This is a genomic window from Methanococcus voltae PS (assembly GCF_024807035.1).
Classification (GTDB): domain Archaea; phylum AGJL01; class Methanococci; order Methanococcales; family Methanococcaceae; genus Methanococcus; species Methanococcus voltae.
This window is the reverse complement of the sequence record NZ_JANUCQ010000002.1, coordinates 345,490-367,644: the sequence shown is the minus strand read 5'-3', so window position 1 is coordinate 367,644 and position 22,155 is coordinate 345,490. Positions and strand designations below refer to the sequence as shown.

Annotated in this window: 25 protein-coding genes and 2 tRNA genes; 15 read left to right on the top strand and 12 right to left on the bottom strand. The window is 28.0% G+C overall.

Features of this window, described 5'->3' with window-relative positions; genetic code table 11:
* Positions 1–56 precede the first annotated feature (56 nt).
* A complete protein-coding gene (locus M2325_RS04930; protein ID WP_209591124.1) occupies positions 57–929 on the bottom strand; it encodes a serine protein kinase RIO in 873 nt (290 codons plus the stop codon).
* A 90-nt stretch (positions 930–1,019) separates the two neighbouring features.
* The gene (gene eif1A / locus M2325_RS04925; protein ID WP_209590995.1) at positions 1,020–1,334 is read right to left on the bottom strand and encodes a translation initiation factor eIF-1A; all 315 of its coding nucleotides are present in this window, start codon (positions 1,332–1,334) and stop codon (positions 1,020–1,022) included.
* Between the two features lie 325 nt (positions 1,335–1,659).
* Here eif1A and M2325_RS04920 point away from each other — a divergent pair, with 325 nt between their 5' ends.
* From M2325_RS04920 to M2325_RS04900, 5 genes are all read left to right on the top strand, one after another.
* Complete coding sequence (locus tag M2325_RS04920; RefSeq protein WP_209590994.1) at positions 1,660–2,136, top strand: RNA-binding domain-containing protein; 477 nt, start codon at positions 1,660–1,662, stop codon at positions 2,134–2,136.
* A 215-nt stretch (positions 2,137–2,351) separates the two neighbouring features.
* Positions 2,352–3,014, top strand: coding sequence for a winged helix-turn-helix domain-containing protein (locus tag M2325_RS04915; protein WP_259051694.1), 663 nt, complete (start codon positions 2,352–2,354; stop codon positions 3,012–3,014).
* Between the two features lie 226 nt (positions 3,015–3,240).
* Positions 3,241–4,377 carry a signal peptide peptidase SppA gene (gene sppA, locus M2325_RS04910; RefSeq protein ID WP_209590993.1) on the top strand — a complete coding sequence of 379 codons (1,137 nt, stop codon included), beginning with the start codon at positions 3,241–3,243 and terminating at the stop codon, positions 4,375–4,377.
* A gap of 182 nt (positions 4,378–4,559) precedes the next feature.
* Entirely contained in the window at positions 4,560–5,312 is a 753-nt protein-coding gene (gene larE, locus M2325_RS04905) for an ATP-dependent sacrificial sulfur transferase LarE (protein ID WP_209590992.1), read from the top strand.
* Between the two features lie 269 nt (positions 5,313–5,581).
* The gene (locus tag M2325_RS04900; RefSeq protein WP_259051690.1) at positions 5,582–6,076 is read left to right on the top strand and encodes a hypothetical protein; all 495 of its coding nucleotides are present in this window, start codon (positions 5,582–5,584) and stop codon (positions 6,074–6,076) included.
* An 83-nt stretch (positions 6,077–6,159) separates the two neighbouring features.
* On the opposite strand, the gene M2325_RS04895 is transcribed toward M2325_RS04900, so the two are convergent.
* The 3 genes from M2325_RS04895 to cgi121 form a co-directional block, all read right to left on the bottom strand.
* Complete coding sequence (locus M2325_RS04895) at positions 6,160–6,918, bottom strand: undecaprenyl-diphosphate phosphatase (protein WP_209590990.1); 759 nt, start codon at positions 6,916–6,918, stop codon at positions 6,160–6,162.
* Positions 6,919–7,195: 277 nt separating this feature from the next.
* Positions 7,196–8,470: a histidinol dehydrogenase gene (gene hisD / locus M2325_RS04890; protein ID WP_209591122.1), complete on the bottom strand. Its 1,275-nt coding sequence runs from the start codon at positions 8,468–8,470 to the stop codon at positions 7,196–7,198.
* Positions 8,471–8,602: 132 nt separating this feature from the next.
* Complete coding sequence (cgi121, locus tag M2325_RS04885) at positions 8,603–9,133, bottom strand: KEOPS complex subunit Cgi121 (protein WP_310572593.1); 531 nt, start codon at positions 9,131–9,133, stop codon at positions 8,603–8,605.
* A 197-nt stretch (positions 9,134–9,330) separates the two neighbouring features.
* On the opposite strand from cgi121, the gene M2325_RS04880 reads away from it, so the two are divergent.
* Both M2325_RS04880 and M2325_RS04875 read left to right on the top strand, forming a co-directional pair.
* Positions 9,331–9,582, top strand: coding sequence for a DUF362 domain-containing protein (locus tag M2325_RS04880; protein WP_209590989.1), 252 nt, complete (start codon positions 9,331–9,333; stop codon positions 9,580–9,582).
* Positions 9,583–9,670: 88 nt separating this feature from the next.
* Positions 9,671–10,297 (top strand): IMP cyclohydrolase, encoded by a 627-nt coding sequence (locus M2325_RS04875; RefSeq protein ID WP_259051689.1) that lies wholly within the window; start codon positions 9,671–9,673, stop codon positions 10,295–10,297.
* A 141-nt stretch (positions 10,298–10,438) separates the two neighbouring features.
* Here the strand turns inward: M2325_RS04875 and M2325_RS04870 are convergent, their stop codons facing one another.
* Complete coding sequence (locus M2325_RS04870; protein ID WP_209590987.1) at positions 10,439–10,888, bottom strand: MarR family winged helix-turn-helix transcriptional regulator; 450 nt, start codon at positions 10,886–10,888, stop codon at positions 10,439–10,441.
* Positions 10,889–11,483: 595 nt separating this feature from the next.
* Between M2325_RS04870 and flaK the strand changes: the two genes are divergently transcribed.
* Both flaK and M2325_RS04860 read left to right on the top strand, forming a co-directional pair.
* On the top strand, positions 11,484–12,185 hold the full coding sequence (flaK, locus tag M2325_RS04865; RefSeq protein WP_245314144.1) for a preflagellin peptidase FlaK: 702 nt from the start codon (positions 11,484–11,486) through the stop codon (positions 12,183–12,185).
* A gap of 59 nt (positions 12,186–12,244) precedes the next feature.
* Positions 12,245–12,649 carry an Rpp14/Pop5 family protein gene (locus tag M2325_RS04860; protein WP_209590986.1) on the top strand — a complete coding sequence of 135 codons (405 nt, stop codon included), beginning with the start codon at positions 12,245–12,247 and terminating at the stop codon, positions 12,647–12,649.
* A gap of 18 nt (positions 12,650–12,667) precedes the next feature.
* Here M2325_RS04860 and surE read toward each other — a convergent pair whose 3' ends face one another.
* A complete protein-coding gene (gene surE / locus M2325_RS04855; protein WP_259051686.1) occupies positions 12,668–13,477 on the bottom strand; it encodes a 5'/3'-nucleotidase SurE in 810 nt (269 codons plus the stop codon).
* A 562-nt stretch (positions 13,478–14,039) separates the two neighbouring features.
* Here surE and M2325_RS04850 point away from each other — a divergent pair.
* From M2325_RS04850 to M2325_RS04840, 3 genes are all read left to right on the top strand, one after another.
* The gene (locus M2325_RS04850; RefSeq protein ID WP_209631745.1) at positions 14,040–14,405 is read left to right on the top strand and encodes a PH domain-containing protein; all 366 of its coding nucleotides are present in this window, start codon (positions 14,040–14,042) and stop codon (positions 14,403–14,405) included.
* A gap of 217 nt (positions 14,406–14,622) precedes the next feature.
* Positions 14,623–15,171 carry a methanogenesis marker 17 protein gene (locus M2325_RS04845; protein ID WP_259051678.1) on the top strand — a complete coding sequence of 183 codons (549 nt, stop codon included), beginning with the start codon at positions 14,623–14,625 and terminating at the stop codon, positions 15,169–15,171.
* Positions 15,172–15,266: 95 nt separating this feature from the next.
* Entirely contained in the window at positions 15,267–15,662 is a 396-nt protein-coding gene (locus tag M2325_RS04840; protein WP_209590982.1) for a hypothetical protein, read from the top strand.
* A 51-nt stretch (positions 15,663–15,713) separates the two neighbouring features.
* Here the strand turns inward: M2325_RS04840 and M2325_RS04835 are convergent, their stop codons facing one another.
* The 3 genes from M2325_RS04835 to M2325_RS04825 all read right to left on the bottom strand — a co-directional run bounded on the left by M2325_RS04835 (position 15,714) and on the right by M2325_RS04825 (position 16,344).
* Positions 15,714–15,968 (bottom strand): DUF2798 domain-containing protein, encoded by a 255-nt coding sequence (locus tag M2325_RS04835; protein ID WP_209590981.1) that lies wholly within the window; start codon positions 15,966–15,968, stop codon positions 15,714–15,716.
* Positions 15,969–16,107: 139 nt separating this feature from the next.
* Positions 16,108–16,181, bottom strand: a tRNA-Ala gene (locus tag M2325_RS04830).
* A 76-nt stretch (positions 16,182–16,257) separates the two neighbouring features.
* Positions 16,258–16,344: transfer RNA gene (locus M2325_RS04825), tRNA-Ser, on the bottom strand.
* Positions 16,345–16,602: 258 nt separating this feature from the next.
* On the opposite strand from M2325_RS04825, the gene M2325_RS04820 reads away from it, so the two are divergent.
* A complete protein-coding gene (locus tag M2325_RS04820) occupies positions 16,603–17,667 on the top strand; it encodes a phosphoadenosine phosphosulfate reductase domain-containing protein (RefSeq protein ID WP_259051676.1) in 1,065 nt (354 codons plus the stop codon).
* A gap of 45 nt (positions 17,668–17,712) precedes the next feature.
* Here the strand turns inward: M2325_RS04820 and nadC are convergent, their stop codons facing one another.
* On the bottom strand, positions 17,713–18,591 hold the full coding sequence (nadC, locus tag M2325_RS04815; protein ID WP_259051672.1) for a carboxylating nicotinate-nucleotide diphosphorylase: 879 nt from the start codon (positions 18,589–18,591) through the stop codon (positions 17,713–17,715).
* 187 nt (positions 18,592–18,778) lie between these two features.
* On the opposite strand from nadC, the gene M2325_RS04810 reads away from it, so the two are divergent.
* On the top strand, positions 18,779–18,991 hold the full coding sequence (locus M2325_RS04810; protein WP_209590978.1) for a hypothetical protein: 213 nt from the start codon (positions 18,779–18,781) through the stop codon (positions 18,989–18,991).
* Positions 18,992–19,067: 76 nt separating this feature from the next.
* Here M2325_RS04810 and truD read toward each other — a convergent pair whose 3' ends face one another.
* Positions 19,068–20,516: a tRNA pseudouridine(13) synthase TruD gene (gene truD / locus M2325_RS04805; RefSeq protein WP_259051670.1), complete on the bottom strand. Its 1,449-nt coding sequence runs from the start codon at positions 20,514–20,516 to the stop codon at positions 19,068–19,070.
* Positions 20,517–20,854: 338 nt separating this feature from the next.
* On the opposite strand from truD, the gene M2325_RS04800 reads away from it, so the two are divergent.
* Positions 20,855–22,084: a translation initiation factor IF-2 subunit gamma gene (locus tag M2325_RS04800; RefSeq protein ID WP_209590976.1), complete on the top strand. Its 1,230-nt coding sequence runs from the start codon at positions 20,855–20,857 to the stop codon at positions 22,082–22,084.
* The last annotated feature ends 71 nt before the right edge of the window (positions 22,085–22,155 follow it).

The window sequence follows — 22,155 nt, the reverse complement described above, 5'->3', positions numbered from 1 at the left end:
TTTTAAGACATTTTCAACATCTTTTTTATAATATTTTTTGAATTACTAATTGAACCTTAGTAGTTTTTAGCAAGTTCTTCATCTAATAAATGTAATTCAGAACCTGTAACATGCTTGTAAAACTCTTGGTAGTCTGTTTTAACTCCTTTACGCTTGAAAAAGTTGCAAACATTCTTTATATCTCTAATTAGTAATGTTTTAGATAGGGGGTGTTGGGATATAACACCCTGCGAAAAGTCGATGTAAACAGGTTCTTCATCCTGAACAAGAATGTTATACTCGGATAAATCTCCGTGAACTAATTTTGCATCTTGGTATAGAGTTTTTATATCGTCCCTTATTTGTGCGTAGAATTTTTCATAATCGACTTTACAGTCTTTTAACCTTGGACAAGGATTTCCATCTTCATCACATATCAATTCCATTAAAAGCACATTTTCCCTTTTAAGTATTGCAAATGGAGTATTTATATAATCTCCCGCTCTTAATAAGTTCCTAAACTCTTTTTCAACCCAGGCATTTATAATTTGCCTAGTGCTACTTCGTTTAAGGTGGAATCTTGGGTCTCCTTGAATATATTTCCACATAGTTTTAAAGTCACAATTTGAAACACGATATACTTTTACAGCATATTCCTCTAATTCTCCAGTTTCGCTGTCTGTTCCCTCGGCTCGGAATACAACCGCTTCTTTGCCTGAATTAATAATCCCAGAGAGTTCGTCAACATGTTTACCAACAAGTAAGTTGTACAAATTCATTAACGTACGTTTGTCAAAAACTTCATTTTCAGTTTTTAAACTTTCTAAAAACTTCTTTTTCCTTTCAACAATTTTTTTCTGATATTCCTTGTCGATTCTTTGTTGGTCTTTTTTAGTAATATGCTCTTTTTCATTTTCGTTTTTCAAATCATATTCCTTGATATTTTCCATATCCCAACTTATATCCTTATCTAAATCGTCAGATACGGTATTTATGTCATTATTTTTTACGTTTTTCATGATTTCGCCCTATGAACGAAGTTACTGATGCATGAAATCTAAGTATCCTCTTTTATTTAACCAGTCAACTTGTCCTTTTGTGTATCTCCAGATAATATCGCATTTTTCGTCTCCTTGTACTTCCCAAGGGGTTACAATTACAACATCGTTTTCTCTTACCCAGATTTTTCTTTTTAATTTACCAGGAATTCTTCCCATTCTTAATTTACCGTCCATACATCTTACTCTTACTCTACTTGCGCCTAACATTTGTTCGATAATTCCTAAAAGTTCATTTTCTTCTTTTCTTGGAGTTCTAACTCTAGTAGGTTGTGTTTGTTGTTGTCTTGGGTCCATTTATCTCACCTTTTAAGTTTAACAATCTATTAAATCATAACATAATGCAACATAATTATAATTAATATTGTTAAATTTTGTTAATTTATTTATTAATCATTCCTTACTTATTTATATACTTAATTATCATTTTTTAATTGCAAAGAATATTATTTCTTAAAATACCTATTGAAAAATGTAAACTTAATAAACAATGGGGTACTATTACTAGATTATTATAAAATTATTGATTATAATTATTAATTATTAAGCGATACGAATATAGGGGTAATATGATATTATTATTCATTATACAAGATATTATACAAGATTTTGAGGGCATATTATGATTATAAACTTACGAGCATTTTTAAAACCAACTGAAAGCTATGATAAAGTAGCTAAAGCAATAAAAAACATATTTCCTGACGCAGAATTAACTTTGGAAGACCAAAAATATGTTTTAGGAACTGCAAAAGATATTAATGTATTTAAACAATTATTACGAACTGAGGAAATATTGGATACTGGAAGAATGGTTTTAGAAAGAGGAGCTTCAGATAAATTATCTAAATTTTACATAAATAAACAAGCTGCTTTTTCAAATACATTAAATTTCGATAAAGATGTACACGGCGGTATTAGAATATCTATTATAATTGATGAAAAAGACGAAGAAGAGTTTAAATACTCAAAAAACTATAAATATTACGAAGATTATGAAGGAGACGTTAGTCCAGCATTGTTGCATTTAATTAAGAGTATTGCACCAAAAACTAAACACGGATATATAATCAATGAGTACGAATTGGACGAATATTAATCGTAAAAATAAAATTAAAAATAAAAGTAAAACTAATTTTAAATTAATTTAAAATAATAATTTTAATGTGAAAAATAAAAATAAGTAATATTTGGATACAAATAATAATTTATAAAAACAACCAATATTATAAACTAATAGACTAATGGTATAAAAACCAAAATTAATTATGATTTATACAACATAATTATTTATAGTTATTTTAGGGTGAAGTTATGATTAGGTATGTAGCATACAAAATAAAGCCAGAAGAGTTTTTAAACAATGAAATATCGAATAAAGCTTTAAATTTAAATGGAAAATACATTCACAGAGTTAGATTACTAGGAAAAGCTTCTAACATTACGCAAGAAGGCGTAAAAACATTCCAAGTAAACGACGTTGTTGTAAAGGATTTTGAAAATACTTCCGAAAACAAATTCCAAGAAGGCGATTTGGTGGATATAATCGGAAGAATCGGGATATATAATGAAGAAAGATACGTTTCTTTGGAAGTTCTCAGTAATAAATCCGAAAATGCCGAAAAATGGACTCAACTTAGGGAAAAAGAAATCGAAGAAACTAGAAAATACGTGAATGACGAAGGTAATCAAACATACAATAGAGATGAGTACCAAGAAGGCGAGTTTTCCGGTTCCAGCGGTTCATCAGGTGATGGATTTGAAGATATGGAAAACGAAGCTTTGGAAGAACTTTTTGGAGAATTAGATGCTAAAGATAACGTTTTAGATATTATAAAAAATAATAATGAAATAGGTTACTACGATATTTTAGATTTGGCAGAAATCTCTGAAGAGGAGTTAGATGGAATTTTAGAAGAACTAATCGATAATTCCGAAATTTACGAACCAAAACCAAGAGTATATCGTGAAATGTAATTATCTTAAAATTTAGTTTAAATTGCTATTTATAGGGAATTTGTTATTTTTTCTTATTTTTTCTTATTATTTTATCCATTTTATACTTTAATTTAGCATTTTTTTATCATACTTATTTATATTTTGATTAGGATAATAGATATTGTGGATATATTTAAGAATATATGCAAAACCTTAATTTATATGATTAAAACAAATTTACACATACAACATAAAGAGGTACATTATGAAGTTCGAAGATGAATCAAAACCTGATTCCGAAAATAATCAAAATGAATTGAACGATGAACCAAAAGATAATAACAACAATAATATAATTGCAAATACCAATAATACGAATAATAACGATAACGATAAAAATACAAATAAATCTATCGATAAACATGAATCTAAAACTAAAACTAAAAATAAGAATTCTAAAAGTTTAGTGTATTTATTCATTGTAATCATCGTAATTGCAATATTATTAACAAGTTCATTATACTTCGTAAATTTATTAGGGGCTGAAGAAGAACACGCAAACATTGCATTAATTGATTTTAACGGTGCTTTGTATTTAGACACGCCTCAAGATGATTTATTCACAGAATATCCTCCAGATGTTTATGATTACATTGATTGGTTGGACGAAGCTGAAAAAAACCCTGATATCAAAGGTATAATCATAAAAATAAACTCACCTGGCGGTAGTAGCATAGCAAGTACTAAATTAGCTAAAAAAATAAAAGAAGTATCAAAAACTAAACCTACAATAGCATACATTGAAGCTATGGGCGCATCTGCAGCTTATAGTGCCGCTTCATCAACAGGGTATATCATATCCGAAAAAGAAGCGATCGTCGGTAGTATTGGGGTAAGAATGGATATCTTACATTACTATGGATTAATGGAAAAAATAGGCGTAAACTCTACAATTATCAAAGGCGGTAAATACAAAGATATTGCGTCACCATATCGTCCAATGACTGAAGAAGAACATGCAATGTTGCAAAGAATGGTTAATAATTCATACGTGGAATTTGTATCGCAAGTAGCAGAAGATAGGAATATGACCTATGAACAAGCCAATAATCTTGCACAAGGTAAAATTTACGATGGTAGAGATGCTTTAAAGCTCGGTTTAGTTGACGAGAATGGAGATTTCGACCAAGCAGTTAAAGTATTGGCAAAACGTACAAACTTATCACCTAACGATGTATCGATTAAGACCTATTCAAAAGAAGATACTAGAGCCGACACATTATTTGGATTTAGCTCAAAAGAAGCTTTTTATTACGTTGGTAAAGGTATAGGTTCAGAAATGAGCCGTAGTTTTTCACAAGAGATGTATGAAAACTCCTATAATTATGAATTAGTTCAATAATTAAAGATATACTTAAAAATATATTTAAAGATAGAATTAAAAAATACAATTAATTTATTTAAAAATCGAAATATATGCAATATTTGGATTAATGCAATATTTGAGAATATAAAACAGATTATATAATATATTCAAAATGATATGGCATTATTTTAAATATTTTTAATAATTTAGGCGAAAATATGGATAAAGAAAAATTTAAAGATATAAAAAATTTTTTTAGGGGTAAAAAAGTAATTGTTTCTTACTCTGGCGGGATAGATAGTACTTTAGTAGCAAAATTAGCTCAAAATGGAGACGAATGTGTTGCAGTAACTATTGATAATGGATTTTTTTCAAAAAGTGCTTTGAAATACGCTGAAAAAAAGGCAAAACTAATGAATTTAAAACACGTTGTTATCGATGTTAATCAATTGGATGAAAACGCTTGCGTAGAAAATAGATGTTACGAATGTAAAAAGATAATGGCAAAAATTTTAACTGAAATAAAAGACCAATTGGAATATGATATTATCGTTGATGGTACTATTTACGAGGACCTTGTAGAAGATAGACCTGGTTTAGATGCTTATCGTGAGTATGGGGTTGTTTCACCCTTAGCAGATAATAAAATAACAAAAGATGATGTAAAAGAATTTTCATACTATCTGGGATTAGATATTCCAAAAAAAGAAACTTGCATAGCTACAAGAGTCTTGGATACGCCAATAACCAAAGAAAAAATGCAAATGTCAGAACTTGCAGAAGATTTTATAATGAATCTATTGGATATTACGGGTTATTTTAGAGTTAGAACTTTAAAAGACATTGCAATAATTGAAGTAAGCAACAAAGATGCACAGAAATTTTTAAAAACCAATATATTTGAAGAAATTGATACAAAGTTAAAAGAATTAGGTTATCACAGAGTTATGTTGGATTTAAGCTTAAAATAGGGCTAAATAATAAGTAATAAATAATAAATAAATCAATAGAAAATAGAATAAACTCAATAAATATAATACTTTTTTTGTTTGAATTTTTAAAAATCTAACTCTAAATATTAAGTTATAAAAATCATAAAATTCATAAAAATATATAACTATGTAATTATAAATTTGTATTTTTAAATTAACAAATTAACAAATTAACAAATAAGTAAATCAATAACTCAATAATTGAATAGGATAATACTTATATAACAAATGTTGAGGGGGTGTTGCCATTGAGCAAATTAACTGAAATAATTGCTACAGGCATTTTTTTAATAAATTTTCAAACAGCTTTTGGATATCCGATAATTTTAAAAGCCACTGAAGTATCGGGCGGGACTTCAAATAGTATATCATCGTTAGGAAGTTTAGGGGTTTATGAAAAAGAAATTTATTTGTTATTTATTCTATTGCTACTTTTAATAGTTATATTATTGATATGGAAGAGATATAAGACAAGTGAGTTTGGAAAAAAAGGTTCTAAAGACGATAAACTATATAATTACGACGAAGAGACAGAAACTTTAAAAGGTGATATGAAAAAGATGGGGAAATTAAGTGATACGGTTGAAAAAGGGAATAAAGATGTTGATAGTCAAGAAAGTCAGGATATTAAAAAATCAGATAAGGATGACATTAATATGTTTAAAGACTCTAATATTACATATAATTTAAAAAATAGTACTAGCATTGAAGTAATATACGAAAAAGAAGAAGAAAAAAAGTAAAATGGGTAATAATATCGCTAATAATATCAACAATATTGTTACTAATATTGATAATACTAGCAATAATATTGATAATGCCGTTATTATAGGAACATTATTACCAAAATTGACATTATAATACAATAATACCCAAATATTTTTAATTTATTGTTTATTATTAATTTTTTAACAATTGATAAGGCAATTAATCCCGAAAGTGTGGCGAACACTAATCCAACAATTGACTCAAAAGTTAATGCTACGTCGCTTAATTCAAGAACTCCAGCACCTGCTGTAACTGGTAAACTCATTATAAATGAGTATTTAAATGCGTCCTCTTTTTTCATTCCCCTATATACTGAAGTAAATAGGGTAGAACCACTACGTGAAATTCCAGGTAATATTGCAAATGCTTGAGTGATTCCGACCAATAAAGCGTCTTTATGGCTTATATCATACATGGATTTAGTTCCATGGTTTATTTTATCCGACATAATCATCATAATACCAGTAATAGCTAAGAATAAACCGATAAATTTTAAAGAACCGTAAAATGACGTAAAAAAGTTTTTTAACAATAATCCTACGATAACGGCTGGTATGGTTGATATAATCAATTTAAAACTTAAATCCATAGAGGATTTATCTTTTTTAACTAATCCTTTGGTAATTTCTATTACGTCCTCTTTAACGAACATAAAAACTGCCAAAAAAGTAGCAAAATGCAAAGCTGCAAAATAACTTATCTGTGGTTCAATTGACAACAATTTGGAGATAATTGCCAAGTGTCCAGAGCTTGAAACGGGTAAAAATTCTGTAAATCCCTGGACTATACCTAGTATAATTTGTTCAAATCCTAACATGTTTTCACTTTTTTGTAAATCGTAAATTCTTTATTTTTATTTTTAAATTTTTTTTAAATTTTTTAAATTCTTAATGTAAATATTTAAAGGTATTTAAAATCGTATTTAATATATTTTAAATAATCCCATATTTTAAAAAAATAATAATATCAAATAATATTATATTTGCACCATATTGTTGGTATTATTGGTGTTATTAGTATTATTAGTATTATTATTTGATATCCTATCTATTTACGATATTATTTATAGATTAGCATATATTTTATTTTTACATCTATTTTAACCTACCTTTAATTGCTTCAGCGTGGTTATATAAACCTTCTGCTTCTGCAATGGTGGTTACAACATCTGCAATACTTTTTAAGCCATCTCTAGTTAATTCCTGAACTGTAGGCTTTTTAATAAATGTTTCTACGCTAAGTCCTGAGTACATTTTTGCACATCCTGACGTTGGTAAAACGTGATTTGTACCGCTTGCATAATCACCAACCGGTACTGGTGCGTAGTGACCCAAAAATATGCTTCCTGCATTATTAATGTATTTTAAAACTTCTCTTGGGTTTTTGGTCATTATTTCAAGGTGCTCTGGAGCATATTCGTTTGATAAGTCTATACATTGGTCTAAACTACCGTAAACTATTGCGGAATTTTCCAAAGCTTTTACTATTATTTCCTTTCTCTTAGCATTCTGTGCAGTTTCAATTATTCGGTTCTTAATTTCAACCGCTTTATCTTCTGAAGTAGTTGTAATCACACAAGATGCATTAGGGTCGTGTTCAGCCTGTGCTAAGAAGTCAAGAGCCACATAATCCACATTTGTTTCCTCATCGCAAATTATTAAGACTTCTGATGGCCCCGCTGGGAAATCAATTGCTACTTCTCCGTAAACTAATTTTTTAGCGGTTGTAACAAATATGTTACCCGGACCTACGATAATATCAACTTTAGGAATGCTTTCAGTACCATATGCTAAACTTGCAATTGCTTGAGCACCCCCTAGTTTAAAGATGCTATCTACCTTACAAATATCAGAAGCCACTAAGGTTGCATAATTACCCTTGGTTCCATTTGGAGGGGATGTTACAACGACTTCTTTAACGCCTGCAACCTTTGCAGGAATTGTGGTCATTAAGACAGATGATGGATAGAAAGCTTTCCCACCTGGAACGTAGCAACCCGCTTTTTCAATAGGTCTTATGATTTGTCCAGTACTAATTCCATCTTTTTCCAATGCCCATTCTTTTAAATTATCAAGTTGAGCTTTGTGGAACTCGTAGATATTTTCGTGAGCTTGTTCTAAGCTACATACGACTTTAGAATCTACATTTTCATACGCAGTCTCAATTTCTTCTTTAGTAACCCTAAAGTTTTCGATATCGACACCGTCAAACTTTTTTGTATATTCTTTCAATGCAGAATCTTTATTTTCCCTAACATTTTTGAGGATATCGCCGACTATTGGCAATATATTGTCCATATTAGTCTTATTTCTGTCCATTATTTTTTGAATTTCTTCTTCATTTAAATCATCAATTTTTTTAAAAATAATCATAATGTCCCTCAGTTAATTTCTAAGATTAACACATAATTAAAATATAATAAATATATCTAAATTTGTATAGTGATATATAAATATTTACCATATTTTAAGATATTTAAATTTAAAATTTCATTTAGTATTTTAAACTTTACACTCTACAATAGCTATTTCTTCAATAACTCTTTTAATCAAGTTTTCAACTGTGTAAACGTTTTTTAAATCGTATATACTAACTATGTTTTTGAACTTTTCATTGTTAAAATCATCTGATACGTTTAAAAATTCTACAACATCTTTTTGAACGTTTCCGCCAATTTTATCGATAATAACTTCCGCAACTTTTTCATCTTTACAAATAAGGCATACATTTCCGGATTTTGCTCCTAATAATTTAATAGCTGTCGATATTTGACGAGTAGCAGAAGCTCTCACTAATATCTCTACCCAAAAATTATTTGAAATATTTTTTTTAGTCATAGCTTGTACTATACCTTGTTTAATATGGCTAATAGTAGCTATGCAATCCGCATTTAGCATTTGAAATTCAAATTTCTTGTTTAATTGAAATATGTCATTATTAATAGTTGCATTATTAATCCCAAGTATTATAAATGTCTCGCCATTGATTTTAAATTTATTTTTTTCAACTATTTCTTTCATAATTTCATTCATAATATCGCCATATGATAATAAGTGTATAGATAATAATTATAAATAATATTTATAAAATAACACATAGTATATATTAATGTACATTAGTAATTATGTATAATAATTATTTATTAATCAAGTCGAATTAAATTAAAATAAATAAAAATAAATAAAAATAAATCAAATTTGCATTTTTTTTAAAATTAATAGGGTAAATTATGTCAACAGCAGATGATAAATTTGGAAATATAATTGAAGATGAAAATAAAAATACCAATAAAGATTTTTCTTTAGAAATTGGAGATAATTGCGTGGGTTGTGGCGCTTGTGTTCCATTTTGTGAGCAGGAAGCAATAACTGCACTTGGTAATGCTACAATTGATACCGAGAAGTGTATAGAATGTCACGCTTGTGTAGATTACTGTACAATAGGTGCAATAACTATAATAAATAATAATAAAATAATATAATAAATTATAAAATTATAAAATAAAATACTAACATAAAAAATAATAGGATAATATAAAAAGAAATTATTTATTTAATTGGTGATTTATAATGTATCTTGGAAGATTTTTAATACTGGGCAAAACAGAAGAGGGTAATCCTTTTGTAACTTACAGAGTATCAAGCAGAAGTTTCCCAAACAGAGTTTCAAAGGAAATGGATGAAAATACAATAGCAATAATCCCTAAAGATTTGGAAGAAATATTTAAAAATACTTATATTACTTATAATTGTGTTAAAATAGTAAACGATGAAAAAAACGATATGGATACAATCGTAGCTACAAATGGTTCGCAAACTGATATTATCGCAGATAAAATTAAATTAGGCTTACCAATAAGAGACGCACTTTCATTATCTATGATAGGAATGGATTATGAAAAAGACGATTATAATACGCCAAGAATATCCGTAGTTTTGAACAAAGAAGAAGCTTACATGGCTTATGTAGCAAAAGATGATATTAGGATTAAAAAAGTAGATTTGGAAGAGGGCAACGCTTATTATTTAAGTGTTTATGAAGCTTGTAAGATAACAAGTCACCAAAAAATAGCAGTAGATTTAAAAACCGCTGAAGAAATCTCTAAAAACATAATGGAACACGAATATTTCGAGAATCCTGTAACTTGTGCAACAGTTATGATTACAGAAAATGGTATCGAAAAATCATTACTTTAATTTTAAATTTATAAATTTATTTTAAATATGTAAATTTTAAATAAATAATATTTTAATTTATTTAAAAAAATAGAAAATAGTTTTTATTTATATTTTAGTCTATTTTAGTCTATTATATTTTATTTTTTTTAATTTGTTTTATTACTTGTCGTGATTAAGTAATCTTTTGTGAACGTTATCATATAATTTCACAAGTATTTTTTTAACTTCTTCTTTTTCTTGTTCGTCAAAGCCTTCTAAAATATCGTTGTTTAATCCGATAGCTTTTTCCCAACAGCATTCTTTGAATTCAGAACTTTTTTCAGTCAAGTAAATTCTATTTATCCTTGCATCTTCTTTATCAACAACTCTTTTGAGGAAACCTTTTTTCTCAAGACAGTCGATTAATCCTGAAATTGAAGATGGTTTTATGCCCAAGTATTCGTGTATTTCAGACTGTGTTAAACCGTCTTTTACCCATAAGCAAGATAATACTCTAAATTGTGAAGATGTAATTTCGCAATCTTTTAATAAACTGTTGTTTAAAATGTTTAATTCCAAATGTATCAAATAAATGTAGTGGGATATTAAATCATTAGGAGTATATTTCAAATTATCACCTTTTTAAATTATACTTAGTAGTTGATATTTTGTGAGATTGATATACTTTAATAAGTTGTTATGGATATTTTTATGGATTATGCTACATATTTTTCATATCTATAGTATTTTATTTCATGTTTGCCCATACGAATTAATATAAAAATTTTATAATTAATTACTTATAAAACTATTATGTTTATTCATATATTTGAATATACGTTTAAACTATTTAATAGTTTATATTGATTGTGTGAATATATTTAATATTTAATATTTGGGGGTTTTGAGGTTTGCCATTATTATTAATATTTATTAATATAATTTAGAAATCTAATATTAGGATTATAATTTTAATTCTAATTTTTTAAAAAAAATTTAATAATGTGCACCAATAAATACATTCGAATGTAAAATATTTATCCTTATATATATTACTTTCGCTAATAATCCTAAAAAGTTGCTATATATCCAAATTTGTAATATATTAATAATAAATATTAGATAATCCAAATAAACTATAAAACAATAAAACAATAATTTGTATGAATAATATGAATAATATTAAAATATATTATAAAAATTTAAAAATTTAAAAAGTGATAACTTGATAGCATACGCAATAGGACTTTTGGGATTATTAATTGCATCTATACAGGATATCAAATCCCGAGAGATAGAAAATTATATTTGGATAGGGATGGCAGTTATAGGATTGCTTTTATCCACATACTTATCGTTCACAACAGGCAACTTTATGCCAATAATCTCTTCAATATCAGGATTTATAATATGCTTTATAATTGGTTATTTAATGTTTGTATTAGGCATCGGTGGTGCAGATGGTAAAATATTAATGGGAATGGGCGCATTAATTCCAAGCTACGCATTTCCAGTATATTCTTCACTTCAACCGTTATATACAATGGAATATATACCCTGGTTCCCATTGTTGGTTTTCTTCAACGGTGTAATATTAATGATTGTGTTACCTATATATTTGTTCTTTAAAAACCTTTCAAACGGTGTAAAGCCTAAAAAATTGAAAGAATATGTTTTAATGTTAGTTGGTGAATATATAACCGTAGCAGAAGCTAAAAAAGGAAACAAAGTAGTATTGGGAAAAGGAAAAGACGTTAAATTGATACCTTCAGTAAATGACGATAAAAATTATGATTTGTCAAAGTACAAAGATACGCAATATGTTTGGGCAACTCCGGAATTACCTTTATTGGTACCGATTGCACTATCTTACATCATAACGCCGTTTTTAGGTGACAAAATACTTAGCATTATATTGCCCATGTAATTAGTAATAGAATTAGTAATATAATTAGTAGTATAATTTAATAATTTAAAGGTTGAAATATGTTAAAGACATTACCCCCTACATTAAGGGAAAAAAAGAGATATTTGGCTTTTGAAATACTTCACAAGGAAGAACTTTCAAATGACGATGTCATAGGAATAATTAGAAGTTCCATAATCGATTACTGTGGATTTAAAGAATGTGGTATTGCTAATCCCTGGTTAATTGATTATAGCAACGGAATGGGAATTTTAAGGGTCGAAAGAACGCAAGTTGACAACGTAAAAGCTTCTTTAATTATGGTGGGCCATTATAAAAGAAATCCAATAAATATACGAGTTATGGGAATTTCAAATTCTATAAAAAATATCAGAAAAAAATTCTTGCACGTTCCTCATGAGCCATATTATAAGATAATTCAAAGAAAAAAACGAGAATATCAAAATAAGAATAATAGAAAATAAAAAAAAGAAATTAAATATCTAAATTAATTTATCAGAATATTCTTTTTTAAACAATTCTAAATTTTTCAAAGTAGTATCTAAAGTAAGAGGCGTAATTGAAACATTATTTTTATTTCTAACGGCGTGTACGTCTGTACCCTCTTCCTCATCATATACGGGACTACCATCAATCCAATAGTAATCCCTACCCCTAGGGTCTTTTCTTTGGTCAATATGGGTGGTGTACATTTTTTTAGCAAGAGTAGTGATTTCCCAAGGCGTTTTAGTATCTGCTTCATGTGGCACATTTACATTTAAAACGTCACATCCGCTATCGAATACGTCACATTCAATGGATTTTTTAAGTACATTGCTTAATATTTTAGCAGAATTTTTAAACTCAACAGGGGCATGACCTTCATTAAATTTAATATCGTCAGTTTTAACCTGCAATGAACAAGCTATTGATTTAGCACCGTGATGAGCTCCTTCAAAAGCAGCTCCAAGAGTTCCAGAAGTGGTGATTTCAGTACCTAAATTTTCACCAATATTTATTCCAGATACCACGTAATCTGGTATTTTATCAAGTATTTTAAATATTCCAAGAACGACACAGTCCGTAGGCGTTCCAGAAACGGCAAAACCTTCCGTACAGTCTGGAAGCTTAACTTTTGTTATTCTAAGGGGTTCAAATAAACTTATAGCTCTTCCGATACCGCTTTGTTGATTTGAAGGAGCTACAACAGTCACATTTGCATCAAAATTATTTTCTAATGAATTTTTTAATTCTAATAACCCATTTGATTGAATTCCATCGTCATTAACTAATAATATATCAATTTTATCCATATTATCACCAAATATTAGTTTAGCTTATTTTTAGATTTTAGATTATAAATTATTTTAGATTATTTTATTTATGATAGCTATAATTAAAAATATGTCTTTAAATATTATAAATATATTATAAATGTTTAAGTTTTATATAAAATAACAGGTATCTTAAATATACGTCAAAAAATAAAAAAATAACGTAAAAAATAACGTAAAAAATAAAAATGCTCGATGATGATTGTCATCTCTACTGAAGTCAATATTGCTATCATAGTGTATCGGATTATGAGTTTATAGCAATTTGAAAATGATGAATACACAGATACTGAGAGCACTCTTTTTTAAACTTCATTTAACTTGAATTTACTCAAATTTAATTTTTAAAATCTTATAAATTTATTGGTTTTGTCTATCCTATTTTCACTAATCTTATTTTTTAAATATTATGCTATCTAAATTTAAATAAAAAATGTTATATAATAAGAATAATAGAAAAAATGTATATTTAACAGTATATAATGCCAGATTTTATTAAAAATACTGCATTAATAATTCAAAAAATAAATTGAGGGTAAATATGATAAATGTTGTAAAATTGGGATTTTTCGGAAAAGACAACCGAGGGAATGAAAATCCATTTTTTAAAGAATTTTTATTAGATGGGGAAGAAATACTATGTTCATTTAAAGGAGTACGTGATGAATTGGTCTTTACTCCATCAAGGATAATAATGATGAATGCACAGGGATTAACTGGAAAAAAGAAAGAATTTAGGTTTTTCCAATATAGTAAAATTAATAGCTACGCTATCCAAAATTCAGGAACATTTGATTTAGACAGTGAAATAAAGCTCGTAATTGGAAGTGTAGAATACGAATTTGGGTTAGGAAAAGGTGTAGATGTAATATCTATTGGAAAATTAATGAGTGGATTAATCCAATAATTTTTTATTTTCTTTGTATAATTTAAATTAGCATTTTTTTATCTTTTATCTTTTATCTTTTATTTTTTATTTTTTATTTTATCTAACTACTGAATTATATTCTTAACAAAATATTTTTATCAGATTTATTCATAAGTTATTTTAAATAGGATACCTCATATAATATATTATTAAATTACACATTTTATTATTATAATGAGTTAATTAAGGGATATTTATGTCAAAGATAAATGTAGAATGTACTGACCCGGAAGGAAAGCAAATATATGATAGAATAATCCAAACAAACCTTGAAGATTTAGTTTTGGGTAAATCTATACTACAAGTTACTATGATTTGTAATTTGGAAGAACCTTATTTTATAATAGGAGCATTGCCTAAGTCTACCTCTAGAGCAATTAGTTTACGGGATATTGCGGAGATATCGGAAGAGATAAAACAAGATGACAAAGTTATAAAAAAATTAACTATAATTGACGAAACTTATGCTCCAAAACTCCTAGAAAAAATAGCTGTACTCGACCAACCGTCTAGATTGGAGATTGTAACTGATTCAGATATCGAATTAAACACAAAGATTTACGATGCGAAAGATGAATTCATCGATAAAGTGCTAGATTTTATGAATAGAGTATTCCCTGAGGGTATGCGCGTTAGACAAACCTTACACGGAAAATCAATTGCTATGGTGGCATCGGAAAAACCAATAGCTCCAGAATGGTTAAAAGAAGCAAATGATTTAAAAGAAACTTTAGAAAACCAATAATTTGATAAAATATACTAAAATATACTAAAAAATATAAAAAATATAAAAAACTAAAATAAATATCATAATAAAATAAAAAATATAAAAGTGAAATTATGAAGAATACAATCTCAAGAAGCTTTGAATTAAAGGATTACGCTATTCAAGGTACTAAATTCGGCGATTACTGGTTGAAATTAGAAAATCATAAAAAATTAAAAACAGAGATATCTTATATTCCAAAAGATTCAGATTTTTTTACAAAAGAGCAAGCAAAAAACGTTGTAAATAATCTTTTCGAAATTTTAAAAAGTTTTAAAGAACAATTACCCGAAAATATAGAAGTAGACATTTTATTTAAGAGCTTTGACGTTTGTAAGACGATTACGCTATCGAATGACAATACAAGTGATAAAAAAGACTTATACGCTAAAATTGAAGACGAGAATAATATGAATAATATAGATGAAATTCTTGTAAGTGTTTATTTTATTGTAAAATACGACTTATAAATTATTTATCATTTTTATTTTTAATTCAGTTATCATTCTTATTTTTTAAGATTATTCATCTTGTGAGGATGTTTCAACGATTTTTGAGGTTATTATTTTAGCAATTGGTCCTGCAATAAATGAATACGGGATTGCCACTACAATACCTATTAAAAATTTAGATGGCCAAGCACGTAATAAAGCTTCATTAACGCCTAAAACGGAAGCAGTCATTACAAGAGACATACCAAAAGCCATTAAAATTGACATAAAAAGTCCAAAAATCATATTTTGATATTTCTTATTCATTTTTTTTAGTTTAAACATAGTATATTCTCCAAAAAATAATACAAATAGTAATTAAACAATATTGAATGATATGAATATATAAATATTAACTTATTTTAAGTTAAAATAATTCAAAAGATTTAAAATGGTATAATATCTTAAAATATTTTCTAAAAAATGGACTGAGCGGGATTTGAACCCGCGGCATCCGCATAGCCAATGCGGCACTCTCCCAGGCTGAGCTATCAGCCCACTTAAAAAAATCAATTTACAAAGTAGTAATTAATCATTACATTCATATTAATGAATATAACCTTGTATAAAAAAACGCAGAGGAAGGGATTTGAACCCTTGCGGGGCAAAGCCCCATCGGATTTCAAGTCCGACGCCTTTGACCAAGCTCAACCACCTCTGCACATAAAAGAACACCAATAGAGCAATTCCTTAATCTATTGTATCTCTCGCAATATATCATTAAGTATTCTACTATATAAATCTTTCGGAATATATCCTCGAGTGTAGTAATAGGGTGTATTAATATTAAGTAATGATATTAAGTATTAATATAATGAAATTCTATGATTTAGACCATATATAAAATTACAATTATCGATTAAACTTATTAAAATTATTAAATTATTAAGTTATTAAAATTATTAAATACGTGATTATAATGGAAAATACTGCAAAACCCCTAAAATATGAAAATAACACTAAAAACTTAAAATTCACACAATGGACTATCGAAAAACGAAATTTACACGATTTAAACGAATTAAAATCAAATATTATAAAAAATTTAGAAAATAGTGATTTATTGGATAAAAAAGCTCTTTTAATGTTAAGCGGGGGCAAAGATAGTGCCACTGCACTTGCATTATGTAAAGAATTAAATATAAACGTTGAATTATGTATTCATTACGTCCACAACTGGAGCTGGGATATTTCAAAAAACGAAGCCGAAAAGTTGGCTAAAAAATATGAAGTCCCGATTATATTCCCCGATATAACCGAAAAGCTCTCTAAAAAAATTCGCGGTGCAAAAGGTAAAAGTATCTGTAGAATATGTAAAGACATAATGAAAATTAGAGCTGTAGAATATGCACACGAAAATGGATTTGATATCATAATAACTGGTGATACCGCCTTGGAAAAAATCTCGGGGCCAATTTTAGATGATTTAAGGGAAAAAAACCCAAATTCTGAAGATAAAGAATTTTATCATAAAATGGAACTTTCAAAAATCCCAAGACGTTATGATACTTATTTTTTGAGACCTCTCTTAAGATTAAGCCAAAATGATGTTATGGCAATTCACGAGCATTACAATATAAACGTACAACGTGTTCACGAAGTAGGGGATAAAATCGGTCATTGGAGAGAAGGTTGCTGTTTGAAATATTGCGACCCTGAAGAAAAAATATCAACAGATTTATTTAATGAAGTTTTCGAATTGAATAAATATCTTACAGAAGTTGCAAGGGAAAATAACATACGAGCTTCTGTATTATTGCCTTCAAAAGATATATTAGTTTTACCAAAGACAAAAGGTAATGTAAAAATAGTTTTAGATGCAATAAATGGTTTTTATGTATCAAGACGTATATCAACGAATGAAACTTGCGTATGTTCTAAAAATGGCGATGAAAATGAAAATAAAAGTAAAAGTAAAGACGAGAATAAAAATGAAACATTAACTTTAGATAATTTTAGTTATTCAAGATGGCAAGGTTGGTAATGAAAATAAAAGAAATAAAAAAAGAATATTATTTTTAAATTTTTTCTAAATTTTTTCTAAATCCAAGCCCATATCCACAGATTTTGCAGAATGTATCAAACAACCCATGGAAATAACATCAACAGGGTGTTTTGCATAGCTTAAAACATTTTTTTCCGTAATTCCGCCACTTAATTCTATAATAGGTTTGAAATTGTATAATTTATTACAATCTTCAACAATACGTAGGGCTTCTTCAATTTTTAAGTCGTTATAATTATCGAGCATAATTATATCGGGATGATAGTTTATAACTTCTCGAAGTTGAGTGTTATTATCAACTTCTACCTCAATTTTTTTACTAAAACTAACTTTTTTAACCCTTTTCATACATTCGGCAATACCTAAAGCTTCAATATGGTTATCTTTAATCATAATCATGTCATCAAGTCTATATCTGTGCGTATCTCCGCCCCCTACCTTAACAGCGTATTTTTCAACTATCGATAAAAGTGGTAGAGTTTTTCGGGTGCAAGCAATTCTAACATTTGGATTGATTTTTTTAACAATTGAAACGATTTGATGAGTTTTTGTTGCAATTCCCGATAAATGCATCATAAAATTTAAAATCGTCCTTTCAAATGTAATTATTTTTTGAGCGTTACCGCTAATTTCCAATATTTTAATTCTTTTTCCAGATTTTCCAGATTTATTTGAAAAATCAATATAATCTCCTTCATCATATAATTTTTTACAAGAAATACCATTTTTTTCCAAAAATTCAACTACAAAATCCATTCCACAAATTTTGGTATTTTCCTTAACAACTACAAAAGCTTTACAGTTTAAATCTTTTGGTATCAACGTTTCAACGGTTAAATCGCCAAAACCAACGTCGTAAGTTAATGATTTTTCCAATATTTCAATCGCGTGTTTTTTTATCATAATATCACGTTTATCATAATTTTAAGTTTCCTGGTTATTTCTTTATTGCATCATTTATTTAAATTATTTGACCTATTCTCTTACAATTTATTGTACAGTATGGATTAATTAGGGTAAAAAATTATATATATCGGGTATTTTAAATTATTTTATTATTAGCTATATTATTAACCTTGAGGGGCATATTATGAAAAATAAACTTTATTTAATTCTTTCTTTATCTTGTATGTTAATGTTATCTGGATGTATTGGTGTAACAGTGTGTTCTGACGAAGTGCTAAATGAAGATATTACAACAGATAGTGATTATAAAGATATTTCAAAAAATAATGGTAACAATTTAAAATCTAACGTTAGGACAACTAATGGCCAATTTAAAATAGCATGGATAAACTATTAAGTTAATGAAATAAAAAATATAAAGAATATAAAAAATATAAAGAATATAAAGAATATAACTGGTAAATTCTCTTAAATTAGGATAATTTACCCGTAAATTCCCTAGTTACAATTGTAGCATAATTTCCTTTTTCTAATTCAAAAGATAATTTCAAAATTGGATTATCATTTGAATTTTCAACATTTTCTTCATTTTCATATATTTTTTTAATTTTAAAGTTATAAACTGGAGTAATCATTTTACGTCTAAATCCTGAGAAATTACCGTAATCTTCAATTCTAAACTTCTTAAAGTCGATATTGTACTTTTCAAATACTTCTTTCTCAATTTCTCCAGCTATGCCTCCGGAGTATTCTGTTTTATACCCACAAAGTGGTGCAGTAGGTATTCCATCTTCTAATACGTCCCCTTCAAGAGTTTTATATCCGTAATCATATCTTTTATTCAATATTTCATTAAATAAATAAGATTGATAAGCGTTTACAAATAAACTTCTAAGCTGTGGGGCAAATGCGTAAAAAGCTTTCTTATAGTCTTTATACTTTAAATACTGCTGTATAAGTCTTTTCTCGTACTCACTTTCCCTAGGGAATAATTTTAAAGCTAATTTGAAATCGCCATTTTCAACAGCTTCTCTTGCATCTTTTTTAAGCCCTTTTTCATGTATTGGGGTACCACAGTATATATAAAAAGCCGTTTCAAAGTCTCTTTCATAAATATGTTTACCTACAAGATGAGTAATTGGTCTATATAGCCCGAAACGTTGAATTCCAAAATAATTGAGCACATAATCTAACTTTGTATCCTCAATAGGGTTATTTTCACATTCATTCTCGTTTTCTTCAAAATCTCTAATTTTTATTGTAAATTTATTACCCCATAAGTTACCCATTCTCAACTTTTTATTTGACTTACAGACATCTTTTACTATAAATTGACCCCCTCTTTTTTTTACGAGTCCATTTTTACCAACTGCTTCCAAAACCTCTGGTTTAATCCCAAAACAACCCATTCTTTGGGTCGTTAAAGCGTATTTATCCTTGGTACCTGCAAAACCAAAATTTTTTCTTTTAGTTTTAGTAAGTCTTGCTAAGTCCTTTATCACATCAATGGTGTTATAATTAAGTTTTTCAACTGTAAAATGCAAAAAAGACCCATTCCAACGCTCTACGTCTTTGAATTCTTCAGGAATATTTAAATTATCTTCTTTATTTTCATTATTTTTATTATTTTCATTAGTTTCACTAATTTCTTTATTTTTTAAGCTTTTCCCAGCTTCTAAAACCAAGTCTTTTTCTAAAATTTCCTCAACAATAAAATCTTCGGGATTTTCTTTTACTAGCCCATCATTTCGCCTAAAATCTGTAATAAAATGTTCAATGTTTATTTTTAAATCGGTTAAGTCATTTGTAACTTTTTTATTTCTAAACTTTCGCCTAAAATTATTTCTAAATTTAGAGATATTTTCATTACTTTCTCTTTTTCTTTCTTCCATAACATATTCAAATTTTTTATAAGTTTCCATGTGTTTCCAATCTCCGTGTATAATTATAATGTATTAAATTACTAATTTTCGTCAATGTATTTTAATTTTACAAACCTATATAAACTATAAATAACTATCTTCTTTTAATCTAACTATTATTATTTAGGTGTACGCCGATAATTTTTAGTATGCTATTTAGTATATTGTTTAGTATATTAGTACTTGTACATAAATTTATAATTATTTTATGAGACATATAAATATATTATTTTATTTTCAAATGTACGTTAGAATTTGCATAAATTGCATAAAGCCAATTTAAGATTTAATTAAGAATCAAATTAAGAATAATAAATTACACGTTACGGAGGGAAACAGTGACAGGAACGAAACAATCAGAAGTAAATATTGGAATGGTTGGACACGTAGACCACGGTAAAACAAGTTTAACAAGAAAATTAACCGGTGTTTGGACAGATACTCACAGTGAAGAATTGAAAAGGGGTATTTCAATTAGATTGGGTTACGCAGATTGCGAGATTAAAAAATGTCCAGAATGTGAGGGCGCTGAATCTTACACCATCACAAACAAATGTGAATGCGGTGGAAAACCAGAAGTTTTAAGAAAAATCTCCTTTGTAGATGCACCAGGACACGAAACACTTATGGCAACTATGTTATCAGGAGCTTCTTTAATGGATGGCGCTATTTTAGTTATCGCAGCAAGTGAAACATGCCCACAACCGCAAACAAAAGAGCACTTAATGGCTTTAGACGCTTTAGGTGTTAAAAACATTTTAATCGTCCAAAACAAAATCGATTTAGTTTCACGTGAAAAAGCAGTCGAAAACTACGAAGAAATAAAAGAATTCGTAAAAGGTACTGTAGCAGAAGACGCACCTATAATTCCAGTTTCTGCACACCATGGTGCTAACTTAGACGTTTTATTAAGTGCAATCCAGGAGTACATCCCAACACCTGAAAGAGACGATACTTTAGATGTAAGAATGCACGTTGCAAGAAGTTTTGACGTAAATAAACCAGGTTCCCCTATTAAAAACTTAAAAGGTGGAGTTATCGGTGGAAGTATCATCCAAGGTCTCTTAAAAACAGGTGCAGACATTGAAATAAGACCTGGTATAAAAGTTGTAGAAGGAAACAAAACTTACTGGAAGCCAATTGTAACAAAAATAACTTCATTAGGTGCAGGCTCTGCAAAAGTAAAAGAAGCACAACCTGGTGGTTTAATTGGTGTAGGTACTGAATTAGACCCTTCATTAACAAAATCAGATGCTTTAAACGGTAGTATTGCAGGAAAACCTGGAACTTTACCTCCAACTTTAGAGCAAATGACAATAAAACCTCAGTTACTCGAAAGAGTTGTAGGTTCACAAGACGAATTGACAATCGAACCATTAAAAACAAATGAAGTTTTAATGTTAAACGTTGGAACATCAACAACCGTTGGAATAACTGCTTCAGCAAGACCTGACGAAGTAGATATTAAATTAAAATTGCCAATCTGTGCAGATAAGAATGACAGAGTAGCAATTAGCAGAAAAATAGGTTCAAGATGGAGATTAATCGGTTACGGACTTATAATCTAAAAATTATAATTTAAACTTATAATTTAAACTTATAATCTAAGACTATAATCTAAAAATAGAATATTTAATAA

Excerpts from the sequence above, each read along its gene's own strand:
- truD (WP_259051670.1), bottom strand. The coding sequence starts at position 20,516 with ATGGAAACTTATAAAAAATTTGAATATGTTATGGAAGAAAGAAAAAGA.
- M2325_RS04810 (WP_209590978.1), top strand. The coding sequence starts at position 18,779 with ATGAAAAATAAACTTTATTTAATTCTTTCTTTATCTTGTATGTTAATG.
- M2325_RS04895 (WP_209590990.1), bottom strand. The coding sequence starts at position 6,918 with ATGTTAGGATTTGAACAAATTATACTAGGTATAGTCCAGGGATTTACA.
- nadC (WP_259051672.1), bottom strand. The coding sequence starts at position 18,591 with ATGATAAAAAAACACGCGATTGAAATATTGGAAAAATCATTAACTTAC.
- M2325_RS04820 (WP_259051676.1), top strand. The coding sequence starts at position 16,603 with ATGGAAAATACTGCAAAACCCCTAAAATATGAAAATAACACTAAAAAC.
- M2325_RS04875 (WP_259051689.1), top strand. The coding sequence starts at position 9,671 with ATGTATCTTGGAAGATTTTTAATACTGGGCAAAACAGAAGAGGGTAAT.
- cgi121 (WP_310572593.1), bottom strand. The coding sequence starts at position 9,133 with ATGAATGAAATTATGAAAGAAATAGTTGAAAAAAATAAATTTAAAATC.
- M2325_RS04850 (WP_209631745.1), top strand. The coding sequence starts at position 14,040 with ATGATAAATGTTGTAAAATTGGGATTTTTCGGAAAAGACAACCGAGGG.
- eif1A (WP_209590995.1), bottom strand. The coding sequence starts at position 1,334 with ATGGACCCAAGACAACAACAAACACAACCTACTAGAGTTAGAACTCCA.
- M2325_RS04920 (WP_209590994.1), top strand. The coding sequence starts at position 1,660 with ATGATTATAAACTTACGAGCATTTTTAAAACCAACTGAAAGCTATGAT.
- M2325_RS04930 (WP_209591124.1), bottom strand. The coding sequence starts at position 929 with ATGGAAAATATCAAGGAATATGATTTGAAAAACGAAAATGAAAAAGAG.
- M2325_RS04845 (WP_259051678.1), top strand. The coding sequence starts at position 14,623 with ATGTCAAAGATAAATGTAGAATGTACTGACCCGGAAGGAAAGCAAATA.
- M2325_RS04840 (WP_209590982.1), top strand. The coding sequence starts at position 15,267 with ATGAAGAATACAATCTCAAGAAGCTTTGAATTAAAGGATTACGCTATT.
- sppA (WP_209590993.1), top strand. The coding sequence starts at position 3,241 with ATGAAGTTCGAAGATGAATCAAAACCTGATTCCGAAAATAATCAAAAT.
- M2325_RS04860 (WP_209590986.1), top strand. The coding sequence starts at position 12,245 with ATGTTAAAGACATTACCCCCTACATTAAGGGAAAAAAAGAGATATTTG.
- M2325_RS04915 (WP_259051694.1), top strand. The coding sequence starts at position 2,352 with ATGATTAGGTATGTAGCATACAAAATAAAGCCAGAAGAGTTTTTAAAC.
- larE (WP_209590992.1), top strand. The coding sequence starts at position 4,560 with ATGGATAAAGAAAAATTTAAAGATATAAAAAATTTTTTTAGGGGTAAA.
- surE (WP_259051686.1), bottom strand. The coding sequence starts at position 13,477 with ATGGATAAAATTGATATATTATTAGTTAATGACGATGGAATTCAATCA.
- M2325_RS04880 (WP_209590989.1), top strand. The coding sequence starts at position 9,331 with ATGTCAACAGCAGATGATAAATTTGGAAATATAATTGAAGATGAAAAT.
- M2325_RS04835 (WP_209590981.1), bottom strand. The coding sequence starts at position 15,968 with ATGTTTAAACTAAAAAAAATGAATAAGAAATATCAAAATATGATTTTT.